The 17231-nt window shown below is 71.3% G+C and carries 16 protein-coding genes and 1 pseudogene; 6 read left to right on the plus strand and 11 right to left on the minus strand.

Annotation, left to right across the window (positions count from 1 at the left end; genetic code table 11):
* Nucleotide 1: 1 nt before the first annotated feature.
* Nucleotides 2-1459: an NCS2 family permease gene (locus tag ACY0PA_RS32105; RefSeq protein ID WP_473080978.1), complete on the plus strand. Its 1458-nt coding sequence runs from the start codon at nt 2-4 to the stop codon at nt 1457-1459.
* 55 nt (nt 1460-1514) lie between these two features.
* Nucleotides 1515-2690 (plus strand): XdhC family protein, encoded by a 1176-nt coding sequence (locus ACY0PA_RS32110; RefSeq protein WP_473080979.1) that lies wholly within the window; start codon nt 1515-1517, stop codon nt 2688-2690.
* Here the strand turns inward: ACY0PA_RS32110 and ACY0PA_RS32115 are convergent.
* Nucleotides 2639-4417: a hypothetical protein gene (locus tag ACY0PA_RS32115; RefSeq protein WP_473080980.1), complete on the minus strand. Its 1779-nt coding sequence runs from the start codon at nt 4415-4417 to the stop codon at nt 2639-2641. The two genes, ACY0PA_RS32110 and ACY0PA_RS32115, sit on opposite strands and share 52 nt — an antisense overlap.
* A gap of 86 nt (nt 4418-4503) precedes the next feature.
* Between ACY0PA_RS32115 and ACY0PA_RS32120 the strand changes: the two genes are divergently transcribed.
* Nucleotides 4504-5967 carry a hypothetical protein gene (locus ACY0PA_RS32120; RefSeq protein WP_473080981.1) on the plus strand — a complete coding sequence of 488 codons (1464 nt, stop codon included), beginning with the start codon at nt 4504-4506 and terminating at the stop codon, nt 5965-5967.
* Nucleotides 5968-5980: 13 nt separating this feature from the next.
* Here ACY0PA_RS32120 and ACY0PA_RS32125 read toward each other — a convergent pair whose 3' ends face one another.
* A complete protein-coding gene (locus ACY0PA_RS32125) occupies nt 5981-6421 on the minus strand; it encodes an SRPBCC family protein (protein ID WP_473080982.1) in 441 nt (146 codons plus the stop codon).
* Between the two features lie 138 nt (nt 6422-6559).
* On the opposite strand from ACY0PA_RS32125, the gene ACY0PA_RS32130 reads away from it, so the two are divergent.
* A complete protein-coding gene (locus ACY0PA_RS32130; RefSeq protein ID WP_473080983.1) occupies nt 6560-6691 on the plus strand; it encodes a hypothetical protein in 132 nt (43 codons plus the stop codon).
* On the opposite strand, the pseudogene ACY0PA_RS32135 reads toward ACY0PA_RS32130, so the two are convergent.
* The 5 genes and pseudogenes from ACY0PA_RS32135 to ACY0PA_RS32155 form a co-directional block, all read right to left on the minus strand.
* Nucleotides 6649-6792, minus strand: a pseudogene (locus ACY0PA_RS32135) (polysaccharide deacetylase family protein); the annotation flags it as partial. The gene ACY0PA_RS32130 and the pseudogene ACY0PA_RS32135 overlap by 43 nt on opposite strands.
* Nucleotides 6793-6897: 105 nt before the next feature.
* Complete coding sequence (locus ACY0PA_RS32140; protein ID WP_473080984.1) at nt 6898-7020, minus strand: hypothetical protein; 123 nt, start codon at nt 7018-7020, stop codon at nt 6898-6900.
* 9 nt (nt 7021-7029) lie between these two features.
* The gene (locus ACY0PA_RS32145; protein WP_473080985.1) at nt 7030-7959 is read right to left on the minus strand and encodes an oxygenase MpaB family protein; all 930 of its coding nucleotides are present in this window, start codon (nt 7957-7959) and stop codon (nt 7030-7032) included.
* Nucleotides 7960-8096: 137 nt separating this feature from the next.
* On the minus strand, nt 8097-9461 hold the full coding sequence (locus ACY0PA_RS32150) for an MFS transporter (RefSeq protein ID WP_473080986.1): 1365 nt from the start codon (nt 9459-9461) through the stop codon (nt 8097-8099).
* Nucleotides 9462-9676: 215 nt separating this feature from the next.
* Nucleotides 9677-10342 carry a TetR/AcrR family transcriptional regulator gene (locus tag ACY0PA_RS32155; protein WP_473080987.1) on the minus strand — a complete coding sequence of 222 codons (666 nt, stop codon included), beginning with the start codon at nt 10340-10342 and terminating at the stop codon, nt 9677-9679.
* 130 nt (nt 10343-10472) lie between these two features.
* Between ACY0PA_RS32155 and ACY0PA_RS32160 the strand changes: the two genes are divergently transcribed.
* The gene (locus ACY0PA_RS32160) at nt 10473-11348 is read left to right on the plus strand and encodes a shikimate dehydrogenase (RefSeq protein ID WP_473080988.1); all 876 of its coding nucleotides are present in this window, start codon (nt 10473-10475) and stop codon (nt 11346-11348) included.
* A 50-nt stretch (nt 11349-11398) separates the two neighbouring features.
* Nucleotides 11399-13213, plus strand: coding sequence for a TIM barrel protein (locus tag ACY0PA_RS32165; RefSeq protein WP_473080989.1), 1815 nt, complete (start codon nt 11399-11401; stop codon nt 13211-13213).
* Nucleotides 13214-13239: 26 nt separating this feature from the next.
* On the opposite strand, the gene ACY0PA_RS32170 is transcribed toward ACY0PA_RS32165, so the two are convergent.
* From ACY0PA_RS32170 to ACY0PA_RS32185, 4 genes are all read right to left on the minus strand, one after another.
* Nucleotides 13240-13701, minus strand: coding sequence for a VOC family protein (locus tag ACY0PA_RS32170; RefSeq protein ID WP_473080990.1), 462 nt, complete (start codon nt 13699-13701; stop codon nt 13240-13242).
* A gap of 155 nt (nt 13702-13856) precedes the next feature.
* Nucleotides 13857-15086 (minus strand): ROK family protein, encoded by a 1230-nt coding sequence (locus tag ACY0PA_RS32175; RefSeq protein WP_473080991.1) that lies wholly within the window; start codon nt 15084-15086, stop codon nt 13857-13859.
* Between the two features lie 13 nt (nt 15087-15099).
* On the minus strand, nt 15100-16380 hold the full coding sequence (locus tag ACY0PA_RS32180) for a sugar ABC transporter permease (protein WP_473080992.1): 1281 nt from the start codon (nt 16378-16380) through the stop codon (nt 15100-15102).
* Nucleotides 16377-17153 (minus strand): ATP-binding cassette domain-containing protein, encoded by a 777-nt coding sequence (locus ACY0PA_RS32185; protein ID WP_473080993.1) that lies wholly within the window; start codon nt 17151-17153, stop codon nt 16377-16379. Before ACY0PA_RS32185 ends, ACY0PA_RS32180 begins: the two co-directional genes overlap by 4 nt.
* Between the last annotated feature and the right edge of the window lie 78 nt (nt 17154-17231).

Genomic DNA, 17231 nt, shown 5'->3' on the forward strand with positions numbered 1-17231 from the left:
CATGACCCAGCAGTCCCTGGAGCCGAAGACCACCGCCGAGGACGCGGGCGCAGGCTCGCGTCCGTCGGCCGGCAGGTCTTGGCTCGACCGGTACTTCCACATATCCGAACGAGGATCGACTGTCGCGCGTGAGGTGCGCGGCGGCGTCACGACCTTCATGGCCATGGCGTACATCCTGCTGCTCAACCCCCTGATCCTGTCCGGCAAGGACGTGGCGGGCGACATGATGGGCCAGAAGGCCCTCATCACCGCCACCGCCTTCGCCGCGGCGTTCACCACGCTCCTCATGGGCTTCGTCGGCAAGGTGCCGCTCGCACTCGCCGCCGGCCTCTCCGTCTCAGGTGTGATCTCTTCGCAGGTCGCACCCGAGATGACGTGGCCGCAGGCCATGGGCATGTGCGTGATGTACGGCGTGGTGATCATGCTCCTGGTCGTCACCGGTCTCCGTGAAATGATCATGAACGCGATTCCTCTCGCGCTCAAGCACGGCATCACGATGGGCATCGGCCTCTTCATCGCCCTGATCGGCCTCTACAAGTCCGGCTTCGTACAGGTCGGCAAGGCCACCCCGCTCACGCTCGGCGCCACCGGAGAACTCGCCGGCTGGCCCGTCCTACTCTTCGCGGGCACCCTGCTCCTGATCTTCATGCTCCAGGCCCGTAACACCCCCGGCGCCATCCTGATCGGCATCATCACCGGCACCGTCGTCGCGATGATTCTCAACGCGCTCGACGTGATCAGCCCCAAGCAGTGGGCCAACGGAGCCCCCGAACTGCACGGCAGCGCGGTCTCGACGCCCGACTTCTCGCTCTTCGGGCAGGTCGAGTTCGGCGGCTGGGGCCAAGTCGGCGCGATGACCGTCGGCATGATCGTCTTCACTCTGGTCCTCGCCGGCTTCTTCGACGCGATGGCCACCATCATCGGCGTCGGCACCGAGGCCGAGCTCGCCGACGACAAGGGCCGCATGCCGGGCCTGTCCAAGGCTCTGTTCATCGACGGAGCGGGCGGCGCCATCGGCGGTGTCGCCGGCGGCTCGGGTCAGACCGTGTTCGTCGAGTCCGCGACCGGTGTCGGCGAGGGAGCCCGCACAGGACTCGCGTCCGCCGTGACCGGCCTGTTCTTCGCGGCCTGTCTGTTCTTCACCCCGCTCACCGCGATCGTGCCCCAGGAGGTCGCCTCCGCCGCGCTCGTCGTCATCGGCGCGATGATGATGATGAACGCCCGGCACGTCGACTGGGCGGACCGCGCCACCGCGATCCCGGTGTTCCTGACCGTGGTCCTGATGCCCTTCACGTACACCATCACCACCGGTGTGGCCGCGGGCGTCATCTCCTGGGTCGCCATCAAGGTCGCCCAGGGCAAGGCCCGGGAGATCGGGGCCTTCATGTGGGGCCTCACAGTGATCTTCCTCGTGTACTTCGCCCTCAACCCGATCGAAGGATGGCTGGGCGTCCACTGACGCCCGGCCCGTGAGGGCCCCGCGCCCTCCACGCAACCGACAAGGAGACCTAGAGATGCTGGACATCGCCGAAGAGCTGCACCGGTGGGTCGAGCAGGGACGCGACTTCGCCGTGGCCACCGTGGTGGCCGTCGGCGGGAGCGCGCCCCGGCAGCCGGGCGCCGCACTCGCCGTCGACAGCGACGGCACTGCGATCGGCTCGGTCTCCGGCGGCTGCGTGGAGGGCGCCGTCTACGAACTGTGCCAACAGGCGCTCCAGGACGGCGAGACTGTCCTCGAACGCTTCGGCTACAGCGACGACGACGCCTTCGCCGTGGGACTCACCTGCGGCGGAATCATCGACATCCTGGTCACCCCGGTTCGCGCGGACACCCCGGGACGGGAGGTGCTCGCGGCGGCGCTGTCCGCCGCCGCCCGAGGCAGGGCGGCGGCGGTCGCGCGCATCACCCAGGGCCCGGCCGAACTCATGGGCCGCGCCATCCTCGTACGCGACGGCAGTGACCCCGAGAGCGGCTTCGCAGACGGCTACGAGGGCAGCCTCGGCGGGCACCCCGAACTGGACCGCACCGCGGCCGGCGAGGCCCGCGCGCTCCTGGACGCCGGACGCACCGCCACCGTGGAGATCGGCGAGAGCGGCTCGCGCTGCGGCCGGCCCCTCACCCTCCTCGTCGAGTCGTCCGTCCCCCCTCCGCGCATGATCGTCTTCGGGGCCATCGACTTCGCGGCGGCGCTCGTCAGGGTGGGCAAGTTCCTCGGCTACCACGTGACGGTGTGCGACGCGCGCCCCGTCTTCGCCACGCCGGCCCGCTTCCCCGACGCCGACGACATCGTCGTGGAATGGCCGCACAAGTACCTGGAGCGCACGCGGACGGACGGACGCACCGTCCTGTGCGTCCTCACCCACGACGCCAAGTTCGACGTCCCGCTCCTCCAGCTCGCGCTGCGCCTGCCCGTCGCCTACGTCGGCGCCATGGGCTCCCGCCGCACCCACCTCGACCGCAACGACCGCCTGCGCGACGTCGGCGTCACCGAACTCGAACTGGCGCGCCTGCGCTCGCCGATCGGCCTCGACCTGGGCGCCCGCACCCCCGAGGAGACGGCCCTGTCCATCGCCGCGGAGATCGTCGCGAGCCGGCGCGGCGGCAGCGGCGTCGCGCTGACCGGCGCCCACACGCCGATTCACCCCGACGCAGCGCGGGCACCCTCCGGGCGGATCGGGTCCGTGGCCTGACCGGCCTGAAGGCCGAGCGCGGCGTCTCGCGCGGATCCGAGCAGCTGGTCGATCCTCATGACGAGGGCCCGATGAGCCAGGTCCCGTACGAACAACGGCTGTTTGTACGAGAACTCCGGCTCGTTCGCCGCCTCGCTGACACTGGCGAGGTGCCCGCGGACCGCGTGGAGGCGGGACCGGTCCTCCTCGCCGAGGGTGCCGTCGGCGGCGTCGAGCAGCGCCGAGAGATCGATCTGTCCCCGGTGGGCCCGCTCCCTGACAAAGCCGAGCGTCTTGGCGATGACCGCCCCCGCCTCCTGCTGCCTGAGCTCTTCGAGTCCGGTCCCGAAGGCGTTGCCGAGGTCCAGGAGGAGCGCCGGGAGCGTGCCCGGGAGTGCCTGCGGGGGAGTCTCGGGGGCTGACTCCCGTACGGGTGCGGGGGCGGGGACACGTACGGGACCGGGCTCCGCCTCGGGCCTCGCTTCGGGCGGTGTCACCTGCTCCGGCACCTTCGCCGCCGCGGCCACCAGCTCCACCCCCTTCGGTTCGGCCTCTTGTGGCCCCGGCACGAACTTCACCTCACCCGGCTCGTACGCTTCGGCCGGCCCCAGATAAGCGCCGGCCGCTTCCGCCGCGAGCCGGAAGAACCACCACCGGTCCCGCGCGTCGTACCGGACGCGGGCCGTGAACATCAGCGCGCACGCCTGCATCGACAGGAGCCACTGACCGGTCCACTGGCCCGCGATGGTGCGCTGGTGCAGCCAGCCGCCCGGTGCCTTCCGCACCTCGTCGACCGTCCGGGCCAGGCCCTGCGGGATCAGCAGACCCGGGGTGTCCCGGCCGATGAGCAGGTCGAGGAGCTCGGCGCGGGCGTCGTCGGACAGGTGCGGCAGGAAGTCGGCCACCAGGCAGAGCAGCAGATGCACGGGGTCACGGGCGAGCAGCGCCCGCTCGTCGAAGCGCGACAGGTCGATCAGGACGTAGCGGCCGATGTCCGCGTCGGGCTCCTTGGGCACCATGACGTTGCCCGGGTGCAGATCGCCGTGCGCCCGGCCGCGCATCGGATAGTCGAGGGTGCGCCCCGCGAGCGGGCAACTTCCCGTCAGATGTACGGGGTTGGGGACCGGCGCGGCGTTCGTGCGGCCCAGTCTGATCCACGCGGTTTCCAGGTCGAGGCCCAGTCTGTCGCGGACCCAGACGGCCAGGGGTTCCGCCGGTTCGAGGCGCCGGTCGAGGAGTTCGGAGACGAACGAGGCCGCGGACATCTGCCCGTCCGAGTCCTCGTCCGGATTCCAGTCGGCCAGCAGGGACCGCGTGATCTGCGCGGCGACGCCGGGCATGCGCCGCTGCCGCAGGATCGTGCTGAGCGTCACCATGGTCTCGTCGTTGCCCGCGAAGCCCTGGAACATCAGCCAGGCGTCGTCCACCGGCATCGGATCGTAGAGCTGCTCCACCAGATGGTCGCGGGGGAACGAGGGATCGCCGTTCGGCAGGGACCGCCTCGCGGCAGCGAGCCGCCCCGGTTCCATCGAGGAGTCGCCGTCCGGGGAACAGAGCTTGATGATCATCCGCCGTTTGGTGCGCCCCGGATCGCTGTCCCGGACGAACACGGAGGCCAGGGACGCACCGCTGCCACCGGTGTCGAGCCAGGCTGGGGCGGTCAGCGGGCGGTGGTTCTGCTGCTGCCACTGGCCGAGCAGCGCGGCGGCGCGCGTACCGAACGGCGCGAACTGGGAGGAGCGGTCCATCGATTCAGTATCACCGCAAGGACCGCGCGCGTGTTCGCCCTCGCGTGATATCTCCTGCGAGGAGGAAGAGAAAGGGGGAGGCGACGATGGCACGTCTCAGGGGGAGCAGGCGTCCGAGGTGGCGCCCGGCGCCGGGTGACACGGTCGACGCGGCCCGGCTGCGCGAGGAGATCACCGGACACGAGGACGGCACCGGCGGCCCGCTCAGATTCGAGGGGCTGCGCGTACGCGGCCGGCTCGACCTGTCCCGCTGCCGCATCGACGCCGTCCTCGAACTGGTCGACTGCGTCTTCGACGAGCCACTCCGCCTCGCCGAACTCACCGTCGGCGCACTGGACTTGTCGGGGTCCGAAGCACCCTCCCTGCACGCGAACCGGATCACCGTCGACGGCGACCTGCGGCTGTCCGGAGCCACGCTCGGCAGCGGAACGCCCGTCGCTCAGCCGCTGACCGCCCCGCCCGCGGCCGGTGACGGCCCGCGAGTCCCGCGCCGCCTGCCGGAGGACTCCACATCGGCCGTACTGGAACTGGCCGACGCGCGCATAGACGGCAACCTCGTCGTCGAACAGCTCACCGTCGCCGACTCCGGCCTCTGGTCCCTGCTCGCCCCCCGCCTGAACGTGTCGGGCTCGGTCCACGCGCGCGGCCTCACCGCCTCCGGCGCCCTCTATCTGAGGGACGCCCAGATCGCGTACGCCCTCAACCTCGACGGCGCGGACGTCGGCGGCCTCGACGGCACCGGACTCGCCTGCGGGCGCGGCCTGTACGCAGACTGGGGCTTCCGCAGCGCCGGGCAGGTGCTGCTGCGCGCCGCCACGATCGAGGGCGTAGTGACATTCCACGACAGCGTCATCGGCGGACCCTCGGGCGCGCTGCTCCTGAGCCGGCTCCGGGCGCCACGGCTCCGCCTCGATCTGCGTGAACCACCGGCCGGCGCCGTGGTCCTCCAGGACGCGGCCGTCGACGTGCTCGTGGACTCGGCCGCCACCTGGGCCGCCCCGGGCCGGCTCAACCTCGAGGGCTTCACGTACAAGCGCCTGCAGACCGCCGGACCCGTCGACGTCCGCGCCCGCATCGGCTGGCTGACCCGCGACCCGAACGCGGGCGCGGGCTCCTTCGAGCAGCTGGCGACGTCGTACGAGAGCGCGGGCGACGAGCGGTCCGCGCGCACCGTGCGGCACGCGAGGGAGCGCCATGTGCGCCGCCTCGACCGGCTGTCGGGTCGCGCCTGGGGCCTGGTCCAGGACCTCCTGTTCGGGTACGGCTACGCCCCGCGCCGGGCGCTCGTCTGGCTGCTCTCCCTGGCCGCCGCGGGCTCCCTGTGGTTCGCGTACCACGAGCCGCGCGCGGTCGGCGGCTCCGGGCAGCGGGCCTGGGACCCGGTCCTCTACAGCGTCGACCTGCTCATCCCCGTGGCGAGTCTCGGCTATCGCGGCTCCTGGGATCCGCAGGGCGCGGGCAAGGCCGTCGCCGTCTTCCTCGTGGTCTCCGGCTGGACCCTGGCGACGGCGGTCCTCGCGGGCGCCAGGCGTGTCATCGGAAGAGGGTGAGTGATCCCGCGGCTCAACTTCCGTACTGGAGCAGCTTCTTGACCGCCCGTGTGAACATGAGGCGGCCCGCCCTCGCGAGCAGCGGGTCGCACCATCGCGGGAGCGGGCGGACGCGGATCTCCTCGCGCCATGCGACGAGGGACCCGGCGCCGTACGGCGCCACCTCGATCTCGGCCCAGCCGGTGACGAACGTGCCGCGCTTCTCCAGGCGGCACCGCCCGGCCGAGTCGCCGTACGGGGGCGCCCAGTCGACGACCTCCATGGGGTCGTCGAAGGTGTGGCGCCCGACGCCGGTCCGCGGCACGAAGACGGTGCCCTCGCCGGTCGGAGGCGGGGTCGCGAGCCTGACGCGGGTGAGGGGGACGACGTCCCCGTGCCGCTCCCAGTCCGTCATGCGGCGCCACGCCTCGGCGGCGGAAAGCGGCGATTCACGGGTGATTCGGAAGAAGGCCACGCCCGGATCCTAGAACCGCCGGCGCTCTTCGCGGCGCTGCCCGGCGCGCGCCGGAACCGCGTGCTTCCTCACTCCTGAGACCCTACGATCTGTTGTGCCGATTTGATCATGAAACCCCCACACCGGCTGGAGCGCCCCATGGCACACGACGCCCACGTCATCGACCCCGCGGGACGCGGCCTCCACGCGGAGGCCGACCTGCTGCGCACGCGCGGCACCGCCGCCCTCTTCCCCGGCGCGAAGAGCTGCGGCACGGTCACGAACACGTAGCCTTTCGCCTTGAGCTCGTCGATCACGCCGGGGACCGCGGGCACGGTGCCCTTGTAGATGTCGTGCAGCAGGATGATCCCGTCACGCTTCGTCTGGTCGAGGCCGGGCTGTTCGTCGGGTACGGGCTCCTGCTGCTCCTCGCCGCCCTGGACGCGGCCCGGCGAGCCGCAACCACTCCACTCCGCAGCCCAGTTGTGGCGACAGCTCTAGGGATCGTGCTGCTCGCCGTGCCCGCCGGAGGCGTCGTCGCGCACGGCGCCGCGCGCGACGACGGCGGCCGTCTCCGACCGTGCCGCCGGAAGCGAGATCAGGCCGGGATACTCGTACACGCAATGCAGTTACGTCGTGCGCGGTGGCGGCCTGTGATCCCCTGAACCCTCGCCGGGCGGCGCCGCGTGCGGGACGGGGCAGCCGCGCAGGCCCGGCGTCGGGAACGTGCCGAGCTCGCCGACCCGGTAGCCGTTCGGATAGCCCTTGATCTCCCAGTTCTGGCGGGCCTGGTGCGGCGCGCGGCGGGGCGGCAGCAGACGTACCGCACGGCCGCGCAGGCGGACGGCGCCCCGGACGAGCGTGCGCGTGAGAGGGCTCGGTGGCTCGTAGTCGAAGGCGCGCAGGAGCGGCTCGTCGAGCAGCGCGACCGTCGCCTTCTTCAGCACCGGTTCCAGGACGCCCGGATACCAGGACGCCATGAGAGTGAGCGTCGCGTCCGAAACCCGGCGCCCGGCCTCGTCCCGGCCGAAGTGCTCGGCCTCGTACGTATCGAGGCAGGTCTCGAACTGTTCGTAGGACTCCGGGATGCCCTGGATTCCCATGTGCCGGCCCAGCGCGCGGTAGTAGTGCGCCGAGGCGATCACCTCGTGGCGCGAGAGGCGGCGCCAGCCGTAGGCGTCGATCCAGCGTTTGGGCACGACGACGAACGTGCACAGGACGTACCGCATGTCGTCGTTGCTGATGTCGTAGCTGCGGTGCATCTGGTTGATGCGGCGGACCGCCGTGCGCCCCTGGACGCTGTCGAAGCCGTGCTCGACGACGGTGTCCAGCAGCAGCGAGGTGTCGTCGTACCGCTTCTGCGAACGCTCCGTCAGTTCGGCTGTCCGGTCGAGCAGTTGGCCGATGCTCGGCACGGCGTAGGTGCGGTAGAGCGCCAGCTCCAGCGCCCGGGTCAGGTCCCACGGGAATTCGTAGGTGGCGGTCAGCCGGTAGATCGCCAGCCAGTCCCGGTCCGGGTCGAGCCGCCGGATCTGCCGGAGCCGTCCATAGCGCTGCATGCCATCCCCCATCTGTGGCCGGGAGATCAAGCCTACGGCGCCGCCGCCGCACCGGGACCGCTTCGGCGCGGTATGAGTTCCGGCGGTGAAGTGCGGGGCGGCGCGCGGCGGTTCGGTCGTCGAGGGGCGGCGCGAGGTCAGACCTTCGCCGGCACGCGGTCGGCGGCCTCGGCCTCCGGGCGCAGTCCGAGCCGCTCCGCGGGCACCCGGTGCGTCTCGCGCGCGGTGAGGGCCGCGATGACCGGCGGTACGCAGAGGGCCGCGGTGAACAGGGCGACCGTGGACCAGTCGTCACCGTTCGGACCCGCGAGCTGCGCCGCGAACGTCACCGCGAACCCGGCCACCGCGAAGCCGATCTGCGTACCGATCGCGACACCGGAGAGCCGCACGCGGGTCGAGAACATCTCGCCGTAGAAGGACGGCCAGACGCCGTTGGCCGCGCTGTACACGACCCCGAAGGTGAGGATGCCGAGGACGAGGACCAGCGGGTACGAACCCGTGGAGATCGCCCACAGATAGCAGGCCATGAGCACGGCGCTGCCGACGGCGCCCACGAGGTAGACCGGCTTGCGGCCGATACGGTCCGAGAGCTTCGCCCAGAGCGGGATCGCGCCGAGGGCCGCCACGTTGGCGAGGGCGCCCACCCACAGCATCCCGGACCGGTCCATGCCCACCGAGTCGCTCGTCGCGTACGACAGGGCCCACACGGTGAAGATCGTGCTCACGGAGGCGATCAGGGATCCGGCGACGACGCGCAGGACGTCGGCCCAGTGGTCGCGCAGCAGTACGGCCAGCGGCAGTTTCACGACACCCTCCGTCGCCGCCTGCTTGGCGAAGGCCGGGGTCTCCTCCAGGGAGCGCCGGATCGCGTACCCGACGACGGCGACGGCGACGCTCAGCCAGAACGGGACGCGCCAGCCCCACGAGAGCAGCTGGTCCTCGGGCAGGGCCGCGACCGGGATGAAGACGAGGGTGGCGATGAGCTGGCCCGCCTGCGTGCCGCTGAGGGTGAAACTCGTGAAGAAGCCGCGTCGGCCCGGCGGCGCGTGCTCCAGCGTCATCGAGCTCGCGCTGGCCTGCTCGCCCGCGGCGGAGATGCCCTGGAGCACGCGGCACAGCACGAGCAGCACGGGGGCGAGCGAGCCGACCTGGGCGCGGCTCGGCAGACAGCCGATGAGGAAGGTGGACAGGCCCATCAGGATCAGCGTGAAGACCATGATCTTCTTGCGGCCGAGCCGGTCGCCGATGTGGCCGAGGAAGAGCGCGCCGACGGGGCGGGCGGCGTAGGCGACGCCGAAGGTGGCGAGGGAGAGCAGCGTCGCGTTCGCGGGGTCGGACTCGTCGAAGAAGACCTTGGGGAAGATCAGGGCCGCGGCGCTGCCGTAGATGAAGAAGTCGTAGTACTCCAGGGCGCTGCCGGTCCAGGCCGCGAGAGCTGCCTTGCGCGGCTGGCCCTCGGGGGCCTGTGGCGGCGCGGCGGCGCCGGGGGAGGGGACGGTCACGGCGTACTCCTAGGGGGACGCTTCGGCGGTGAAGCGAGCGGAGGGGTGCGGGGTGGTGTCGCGGTGTCTCTCGCCGGCCCTGGGGTGGGGGCGAGCGGTTAATTAACCCACTGGGTAGTTAGTAGTGGATTGGCTACGGATGTTGCGCTGGCGTTACCCGCGTGTCAAGAGGTGGGCCGCGAGAACTTCCGCACGAGGTGCCCTCCCGGCACCCTCTAGTCCCCGGTGCGGTCCGCCGTCAGATAGGCGATGACCATGTCGCCGAGCATGGTCCGGTAGTGCTCGCGCCGGTCCTCCGCCACCAGGTCGCGGCCGAAGAGCGCGCCGAACGTGTGCCGGTTCGAGACCCGGAAGAAGCAGAACGAGCTGATCATCGCGTGCAGGTCGACGGCGTCGATCCCGGCCGTGAACAGGCCCGACGCGCGTCCGGCGTCGAGGATGCGGCGGATCACCTCGATCGCGGGCGAGTTGAGCGCGCCGAGCTGTTCGGAGGCGGCGATGTGCTCCGCCTCGTGGATGTTCTCGATCGAGACCAGGCGGATGAAGTCGGGGTGCGCCTCGTGGTGGTCGAAGGTGAGCTCGGCGAGCCGGCGGATGGCCGCGACCGGGTCCAGATGGTCGACGTCGACCTCCTGCTCGACCTGCCGGATCGCCGAGTACGCGTGCTCCAGGACCGCCGTGAACAGCTGTTCCTTGCCGCCGAAGTAGTAGTAGATCATCCGCTTCGTGGTGCGGGTGCGGGCCGCGATCTCGTCGACGCGGGCGCCCGTGTATCCGGCGCGGGCGAACTCCTGGGTGGCGACGTCGAGGATCTCGGCCCGGGTGCGGGCGGCGTCGCGGATGCGTCCGGCGGGTCGCGTCGGCTCTTCGACTGTGGCCATGCGTTCCTCCGGGTCGGTTCGGTGCTGGTGATTGTAGAAGCAGGGTCGGGGCTGGTGGCGGGCTGCCCTTTCCAGGATGACGCCTTCCTGGTATGACTAACGAACCAGTTCGTACATTAGGAGGAGCGCGGTGTCCCAGGACTCCTGTCTCGTCGGTCTGATCGGTTCGGGCATCGGCCCCTCGCTGAGCCCCGCGCTCCATGAGCGGGAGGCCGACCGCCAGGGCCTGCGCCATCTCTACCGGCTGATCGACATCGACCACCTGGGTGTCACCCCCGACCAGGTCGGCGACCTGGTGCGGGCGGCCCGGGCCGTGGGCTACGACGGCCTGAACATCACCCACCCCTGCAAGCAGCTCGTCATTGCGCACCTCGATGAGCTCGCCCCGCAGGCGGAGGCGCTCGGCGCCGTCAACACCGTCGTGTTCGAGGACGGGCGCGCCGTCGGCCACAACACCGACGTCACCGGATTCGCGGCCTCTTTCGCCCGCGGCCTGCCCGACGCCCCGCTCGACCGGGTCGTGCAGCTCGGCGCGGGCGGCGCGGGCGCGGCCGTCGCGCACGCCGTGCTCACCCTGGGCGGCGGCCACCTCACCGTCGTGGACGCACTGCCCGAGCGCGCCGCGGACCTGGCCGCGTCGCTGAACCGGCACTTCGGCGAGGGCCGTGCGTCCGCCGGGACCCCGGACCGCATCGAAGAGCCCCTCGCCCGCGCCGACGGCCTCGTCCACGCCACACCCACCGGCATGGCCGCCCACCCGGGGCTCCCGCTCCCCGCCGGCCTGCTGCGCCCGTCCCTTTGGGTCGCGGAAGTCGTCTACCGCCCGCTGGAGACGGAACTCCTGCGTACCGCAAGGGAGTTGGGCTGCGCCACGCTCGACGGCGGAGGCATGGCGGTGTTCCAGGCCGCGGACGCGTTCCGGCTCTTCACGCGCCGCGAGCCGGACGTCGCGCGGATGCTCGCGGACATCGCCGAACTCGCGGGTGCGGCGGCGGCCCGAGGCTGACCCCGGCCCCTACACCGACCCCCTCCTCCTCCCCCTCAAGGAGCACCGTCGTGCGTACCTCGATCGCCACCGTCTCGCTCAGCGGATCCCTGACCGAGAAGCTGACCGCCGCCGCCTCGGCCGGGTTCGACGGGGTGGAGATCTTCGAGAACGATCTCCTCGCGAGTCCGCTCACCCCCGAAGAGATCCGGGCCCGCACCGCCGACCTCGGCCTGACCATCGACCTCTACCAGCCGATGCGGGACATCGAGGCGGTGCCACCGCAGGAGTTCGAGCGGAACCTGCGCCGCGCCGAGCACAAGTTCCGGCTGATGAACCGGCTCGGCACGGACACCGTCCTGGTGTGCTCCAGCGTCTCGCCCCTCGCCGTCGACGACGACGCGCTCGCCGCCGAACACCTGCACCGGCTCGCGGAGTCGGCGCTGGAACACGGCGTACGCGTCGCCTACGAAGCACTCGCCTGGGGCCGCCACGTCAGCACGTACGACCACGCCTGGCGCATCGTCGAGGCGGCGGGGCACCCGGCACTCGGCACCTGTCTGGACAGCTTCCACATCCTCGCCCGCGGCAGTGACCCCAAGGGCATCGAGGACATCCCCGGCGAGAAGATCTTCTTCCTCCAGCTCGCCGACGCCCCGCTGATGGCGATGGACGTGCTCCAGTGGAGCCGCCACTACCGCTGTTTCCCCGGGCAGGGCGGCCTGGACGTGACCGGACTCGTCCGGCACGTGATCGACGCCGGTTACACGGGCCCGCTCTCGCTCGAAGTGTTCAACGACGTCTTCCGGCAGGCCGACGCGGGCCCCACCGCCGTCGACGCCCGGCGCTCCCTGATGCTCCTCCAGGAGGCCGCCGGCCTCACGGCGCCGCCCGCACCGGTCCAGCCCACCGGCTTCGCCTTCGCGGAACTCACCACCCCGGACGCCGGTGCCGTGTCCGCGCTCCTCGCCGCGCTCGGCCTGGCCCGTGCCGCCAGGCACCGCAGCAAGCCCGTCGAACTGTGGCAGCGCGGCGAGGCCCGCATCCTCGTCACCACGGATCCCGTCCGCCACCGCGACGGACTCGCGCTCGCCGCGCTCGGCCTGGAATCCCCCGACCCGGTGGGCGCGGCGGCCCGCGCCGCGTCGCTCCTCGCTCCCGTACTGCCGCGTCACCGGGCACCGGAGGACGCCCCGCTGGACGCGGTGGCCGCGCCCGACGGCGTGGAGATCTTCTTCTGCGCGACGGACCGGGAGGGCCTGCCGAACTGGCGGGAGGACTTCACGCCGCTGCCCGGCGCCCGTGACGGCGAACCCGACCGGGACCGGCGGGGCGCCGTCCTGCGGATCGACCACCTGGCCCTCACCCAGCCCTGGCACCAGTTCGACGAGGCCGCGCTCTTCCACCGCACGGTCCTCGGGCTCCGGCCGCAGGAGAGCGTCGACGTCGCCGACCCCTACGGCCTGCTGCGCAGCCGCGCCGTCACGAACGAGGACGGCACGGTGCGGATCGCCCTCGGCATCGGCCCCGGCCCCGCCGACGACGCCGGCCGCGTCCAGCACATCGCCCTGGCGACGGACGACGTGGTGGCCGCCGCGCGCGCTTTCCAGGACGCGGGCGGCCGCCCGCTGCCCGTACCGCCCAACTACTACGACGACTTGGCGGCGCGCTTCGAGTTCGAGCCGGGCGAGGCGGAGACGTACCGGGAGCTCGGCATCCTCTACGACCGCGACGAGCACGGCACCTTCCGCCACTTCTATACGGAGACGGTCGGCCGGGTCTTCTTCGAAGTGGTCCAGCGCGACGGCGGATACCGCGGTTACGGAGCCCAGAACGCCCCCGTCCGCCTCGCCGCCCAGCACGCCCTGCGCCCGGGACGCAGGTAGGCCCCACAACTACGGGCCGAACCACGTCAGTCGAGGCAGAACTCGTTCCCCTCCGGATCGGTCATCACGATGTAGCCCGTGCTCAGCGGCGGAGCGGGCTCGTCGCGGCGCACCCGCGCGGCGCCGAGCGCGACGAGCCGGGCGCACTCGGCCTCGAGCGCCGTCATCCGCTCCTCTCCCTCAAGACCGGGTGCCGCACGGACGTCGAGGTGGACGCGGTTCTTGGCGGCCTTGTCCTCCGGCACCTGCTGGAAGAACAGCCGCGGGCCCCGCCCTTCCGGGTCCTCGATGGCCGACCGCGTGTTGCGCTGCTCCTCCGGTACGCCGATCCGCGCGAGGAAGTCGTCCCACGCGGCCAGCGGGTCGGCGCCCTCGGGCACGTCGACGCCGGGCGGGCCGGGGTGGACGTAGCCCAGTACGTCGCGCCAGAAGGACGACAGCGCCCGCGGATCGTGGGCATCGAAGGTGACCTGGATGTGGCGGCTCACGGCGTGCTCCGTTCATAGCGTGGTGCGTGTGCGGGCAGAGGGTCCGCGGCGGAGTGCGTCTGCGGCCCTTGAATCACCCTGGCACCTCTCGCGGACAGCTTCGGTCCGCGACCCCGGTGCGCCGAAGACAACATGGTGAATCCGCCCGGATCCGGCTACTGCGTCGACCCCGCCGCCGTCGGGCCTTCGTGCCGGGCCAGCGCTTCCAACGGGCCCACCAGGAGCTGGGAGAAGGCGAGTTCGGCGGCGCCGATGAGAACGGCGTCGTCGCCGAGCTCACCGACGCGCAGCCTCAAATTCTCGCGCGAGGGGGTGAGGGCGTGGCTGTTGATACGGCTACGGATCTGGGCGGCCGAGCCGAGGAACACCTCGCGGAGCGTTCCGCCGAAGATGACGGTGCGTGGGTTGAGGAGGTTGACCAGGTTGGCGACACCGATGCCGAGCCAGTCACCGATGTCGTGCAGGGCCCCGCGGGCGCTGACGTCACCCCGATCGGCTGCTTCGACGACGGCGCGTACTGCCTCTCGGCCCGTGGCCGACGGCCCTCGACCAGCCGCTTCCAGCAGGGCACGCTCGCCGGCCTCGGCCTCCAGGCAGCCTCGGGCACCGCACCCACAGTGTCTGCCGTCGCGAGGGTTGACCACCATGTGCCCCACCTCACCGCCGTATCCGCAGTCGCCGCCCAGCAGGTGGCCGCCGGAGATGACGCCGCCGCCGATCCCGATGTCGCCGTGGAGGTACACGAGGTCCTGACAGCCCGTGCCGGCACCTCGCAGGTGTTCGGCGAGGGCGCCGAGACTGGCCTCGTTCTCGACCGTCACGGGGACACCGAGGCCCAGGCGACGGGTGAGATCCTCGCCGAACTCCTCGTCCACCCAGTCGACGTAGGGAGCGGCCCGGACCATGCCGTCAGGCCTGCGCACCGTGCCCCGTACAGCGGCGCCCACACCGACACAGACGGTTCCTCGACGGGCGGAGCCCACCATCTGCCGAGCGAAACCCGCGAGCGCTCCGGTCACTTCGCCGGCGCCGCGGTGGCCGGGCGGCAGGGGGGTCTCGCGTCGGTCGAGGAAGGCCCCGCCGAGGCCGATGCGTGCGGCGATCAACCGGTCCACGCCGACATCGAAGGCCAGGACGTACACCTGGTCGGACTCGGGCCGTACGACCAAGGAAGGCCGGCCCGCTCTGCCGGTGTCCCGGGGCAGTTCCTCACGGACGAGGCCCGCCGAGGCCAATTCGCTGACGAGTCCGAGGATGGTGCTGCGGTTGAGGCCCATGCGGTCGGTCAGGACCGCCCGTGACATCGAGCCGCTGATGTGCACGTGGCGGAGCAGGGTGCCGAGGTTGTGCCTGCGGATCTCCTCCAGCGAGGGACCGGCTTTCATCGCCCCCCAGATCTCATCGCTGTGCGGACCGGCGTCGGGACAGTGCGTCGACGCCCGCGGCCACGAGCAGAACCGAACCCGTGACAGCGTACTTGACCCCCGAGCTGTACCCCATCAGACCCATGCCGTTCTGGATGACGGCGACGACCATGCCGCCGAGCACGGCGTCCACGGCCCTGCCCCGGCCGCCGAACAGGCTGGTTCCGCCGATCACCGCCGCGCCGACCGCGAGCAACAGCACGTTGCTGCCACCGGTGTTGGGGTCGACCGAGTTGCCCCGGGACGCCGCGATGATGCCGCCGACCGCGGCCAGGGACGAACAGATCACGAACGCGGCGATGCGGATGGCGGCCACGTTGATGCCTGCCCGCCGGGCCGCCTCGGCGTTGCCGCCCACCGCGTAGAAGTGCAGTCCGAACGAGGTGCGCTGGAGCACGAACGTACCGGCGACGAGGAGGGCGACGATGACCGGCACCACGATCGGCACACCCTTGAGCGAGTCGACGATGACGTTGCGGCTGCGCTCTTGGTTGAGCAGTTGGACGGCGACCGCGCCGAGCACGGCGAGGGTTCCGATCCTGACCGCGAGCAGCGCGGGCGGCGCGGTGGTGAGGCCCCGCCGGGCGCGGTTGCGGTTCTGCCGGAACTGGATCGCCGCGTAGCCCGCGACGCTGAGCGCCAGCAGGACCCAACCGAGCGCGGGGGAGAGGTTGTTGTTGGCGACGGCCAGGATCGTCTTGTCCTGGATGGAGATGTTCGTGCCCTCTTTCAACAGCATCAGCACGATGCCCTGGAAACCGAGGAAGGCGGCCAGGGTGACCACGAAGGAGGGGATGCCGACCTTCGCCACGAGGACACCGAGCAGCAGGCCGATGACGGTACCGGTGAGGATGGCCGCGCCGACGGCTCCGTACCAGGGCCATCCGTGATCGGTGAGCAGGATGGCCAGGACGGCGGCGCAGACTCCGCTGGCGTACCCGGCGGACAGATCGATCTCGCCGAGGAGGAGGACGAAGACCAGCCCCATGGCGATCGCGATGCTCCCCGCGCCCTGGGTGAGCAGATTGGCGAAGTTCGGTTCGGACAGGAAGACAGGGCGTAGGACGGCGAAGAAGGCGCAGAGGACGACCAGTCCGAGAACGGCAGGAAGGGCGCCCAGCTCGCCGCCGCGAACCCGGTCGGCGTAGGCGCGGGCGATCGAGCGCAGACTCGTGGCGCTGTTCGTCGCGTTCTTGTCCGGCAGGCGCGGGCCGTCCGGCATCTCTGACTTCTCGGGGGTGAGGGCAGCGGTCACAGGGTGGCTCCGTTGGCGGTGGCGAGGCCCAGATCTCCGCTGCGGCCCGAGGTGATGAGTTCGACGACCTGGGAGTACGTCACGTCCGACGCTTTGACCTGGGCGGCCATCCGGCCCAGGTACAGGGCGGCGATCCGGTCGGACACCGCGAACACGTCGTTCATGTTGTGCGAGATCAGGACCACGGCGATGCCGTTGTCGGCGAGCCGCCGGACCAGTTCGAGGACCTGTGCCGTCTGTGCGACACCGAGCGCGGCGGTCGGCTCGTCGAGGATGACCACCTTGCTGTTCCACAGCACTGCCTTGGCGATGGCCACCGTCTGCCGCTGGCCGCCGGAGAGGCTGGAGACCTGCTGGCGGATGGACTTGACGGTCCGCACCGACAACCCGTCGAGGGTCTTGGCAGCCATCTCCTCCATCGTCGCGTCGTCCAGCACGAGGCCCCGGCGCTTCTCGCGGCCGAGGAACATGTTCTGGACGATGTCGAGGTTGTCGCACAGTGCCAGATCCTGATAGACGATCTCGACACCGAGGGCCGCCGCGTCGCGCGGGCTGTGCACGTGCACCTGCTCGTCCGCGAACAGGTACTCGCCGCCGTCGATCGGGTGGATTCCGCCGATGCACTTGACCAGGGTGGACTTGCCGGCTCCGTTGTCCCCGACGAGGGCGGTCACCTCGCCCAGGCGGATGTCGAAGGACACGTCGTGCAGCACCTGTACGGGGCCGAAACTCTTGTCGATCCCGCGCAGTTGGAGTATCGGGGTCGCTGTCATGGAAGACGGCTCCTTACGGTCGTGAGACCGCGGGCCCACGGGGCGTCAGGTTCCCGGGGCCCGCGGCGGACCCGGTTC

It is taken from the genome of Streptomyces sp. DS1-CR2 (genome assembly GCF_055760475.1).

What these genes read in the sequence shown, in the direction of transcription:
- ACY0PA_RS32120 (WP_473080981.1), top strand. Translation starts at nt 4,504, where the DNA reads ATGGCACGTCTCAGGGGGAGCAGGCGTCCGAGGTGGCGCCCGGCGCCG.
- ACY0PA_RS32155 (WP_473080987.1), bottom strand. Translation starts at nt 10,342, where the DNA reads ATGGCCACAGTCGAAGAGCCGACGCGACCCGCCGGACGCATCCGCGAC.
- ACY0PA_RS32185 (WP_473080993.1), bottom strand. Translation starts at nt 17,153, where the DNA reads ATGACAGCGACCCCGATACTCCAACTGCGCGGGATCGACAAGAGTTTC.
- ACY0PA_RS32110 (WP_473080979.1), top strand. Translation starts at nt 1,515, where the DNA reads ATGCTGGACATCGCCGAAGAGCTGCACCGGTGGGTCGAGCAGGGACGC.
- ACY0PA_RS32145 (WP_473080985.1), bottom strand. Translation starts at nt 7,959, where the DNA reads ATGCAGCGCTATGGACGGCTCCGGCAGATCCGGCGGCTCGACCCGGAC.
- ACY0PA_RS32130 (WP_473080983.1), top strand. Translation starts at nt 6,560, where the DNA reads ATGGCACACGACGCCCACGTCATCGACCCCGCGGGACGCGGCCTCCAC.
- ACY0PA_RS32105 (WP_473080978.1), top strand. Translation starts at nt 2, where the DNA reads ATGACCCAGCAGTCCCTGGAGCCGAAGACCACCGCCGAGGACGCGGGC.
- ACY0PA_RS32175 (WP_473080991.1), bottom strand. Translation starts at nt 15,086, where the DNA reads ATGAAAGCCGGTCCCTCGCTGGAGGAGATCCGCAGGCACAACCTCGGC.
- ACY0PA_RS32115 (WP_473080980.1), bottom strand. Translation starts at nt 4,417, where the DNA reads ATGGACCGCTCCTCCCAGTTCGCGCCGTTCGGTACGCGCGCCGCCGCG.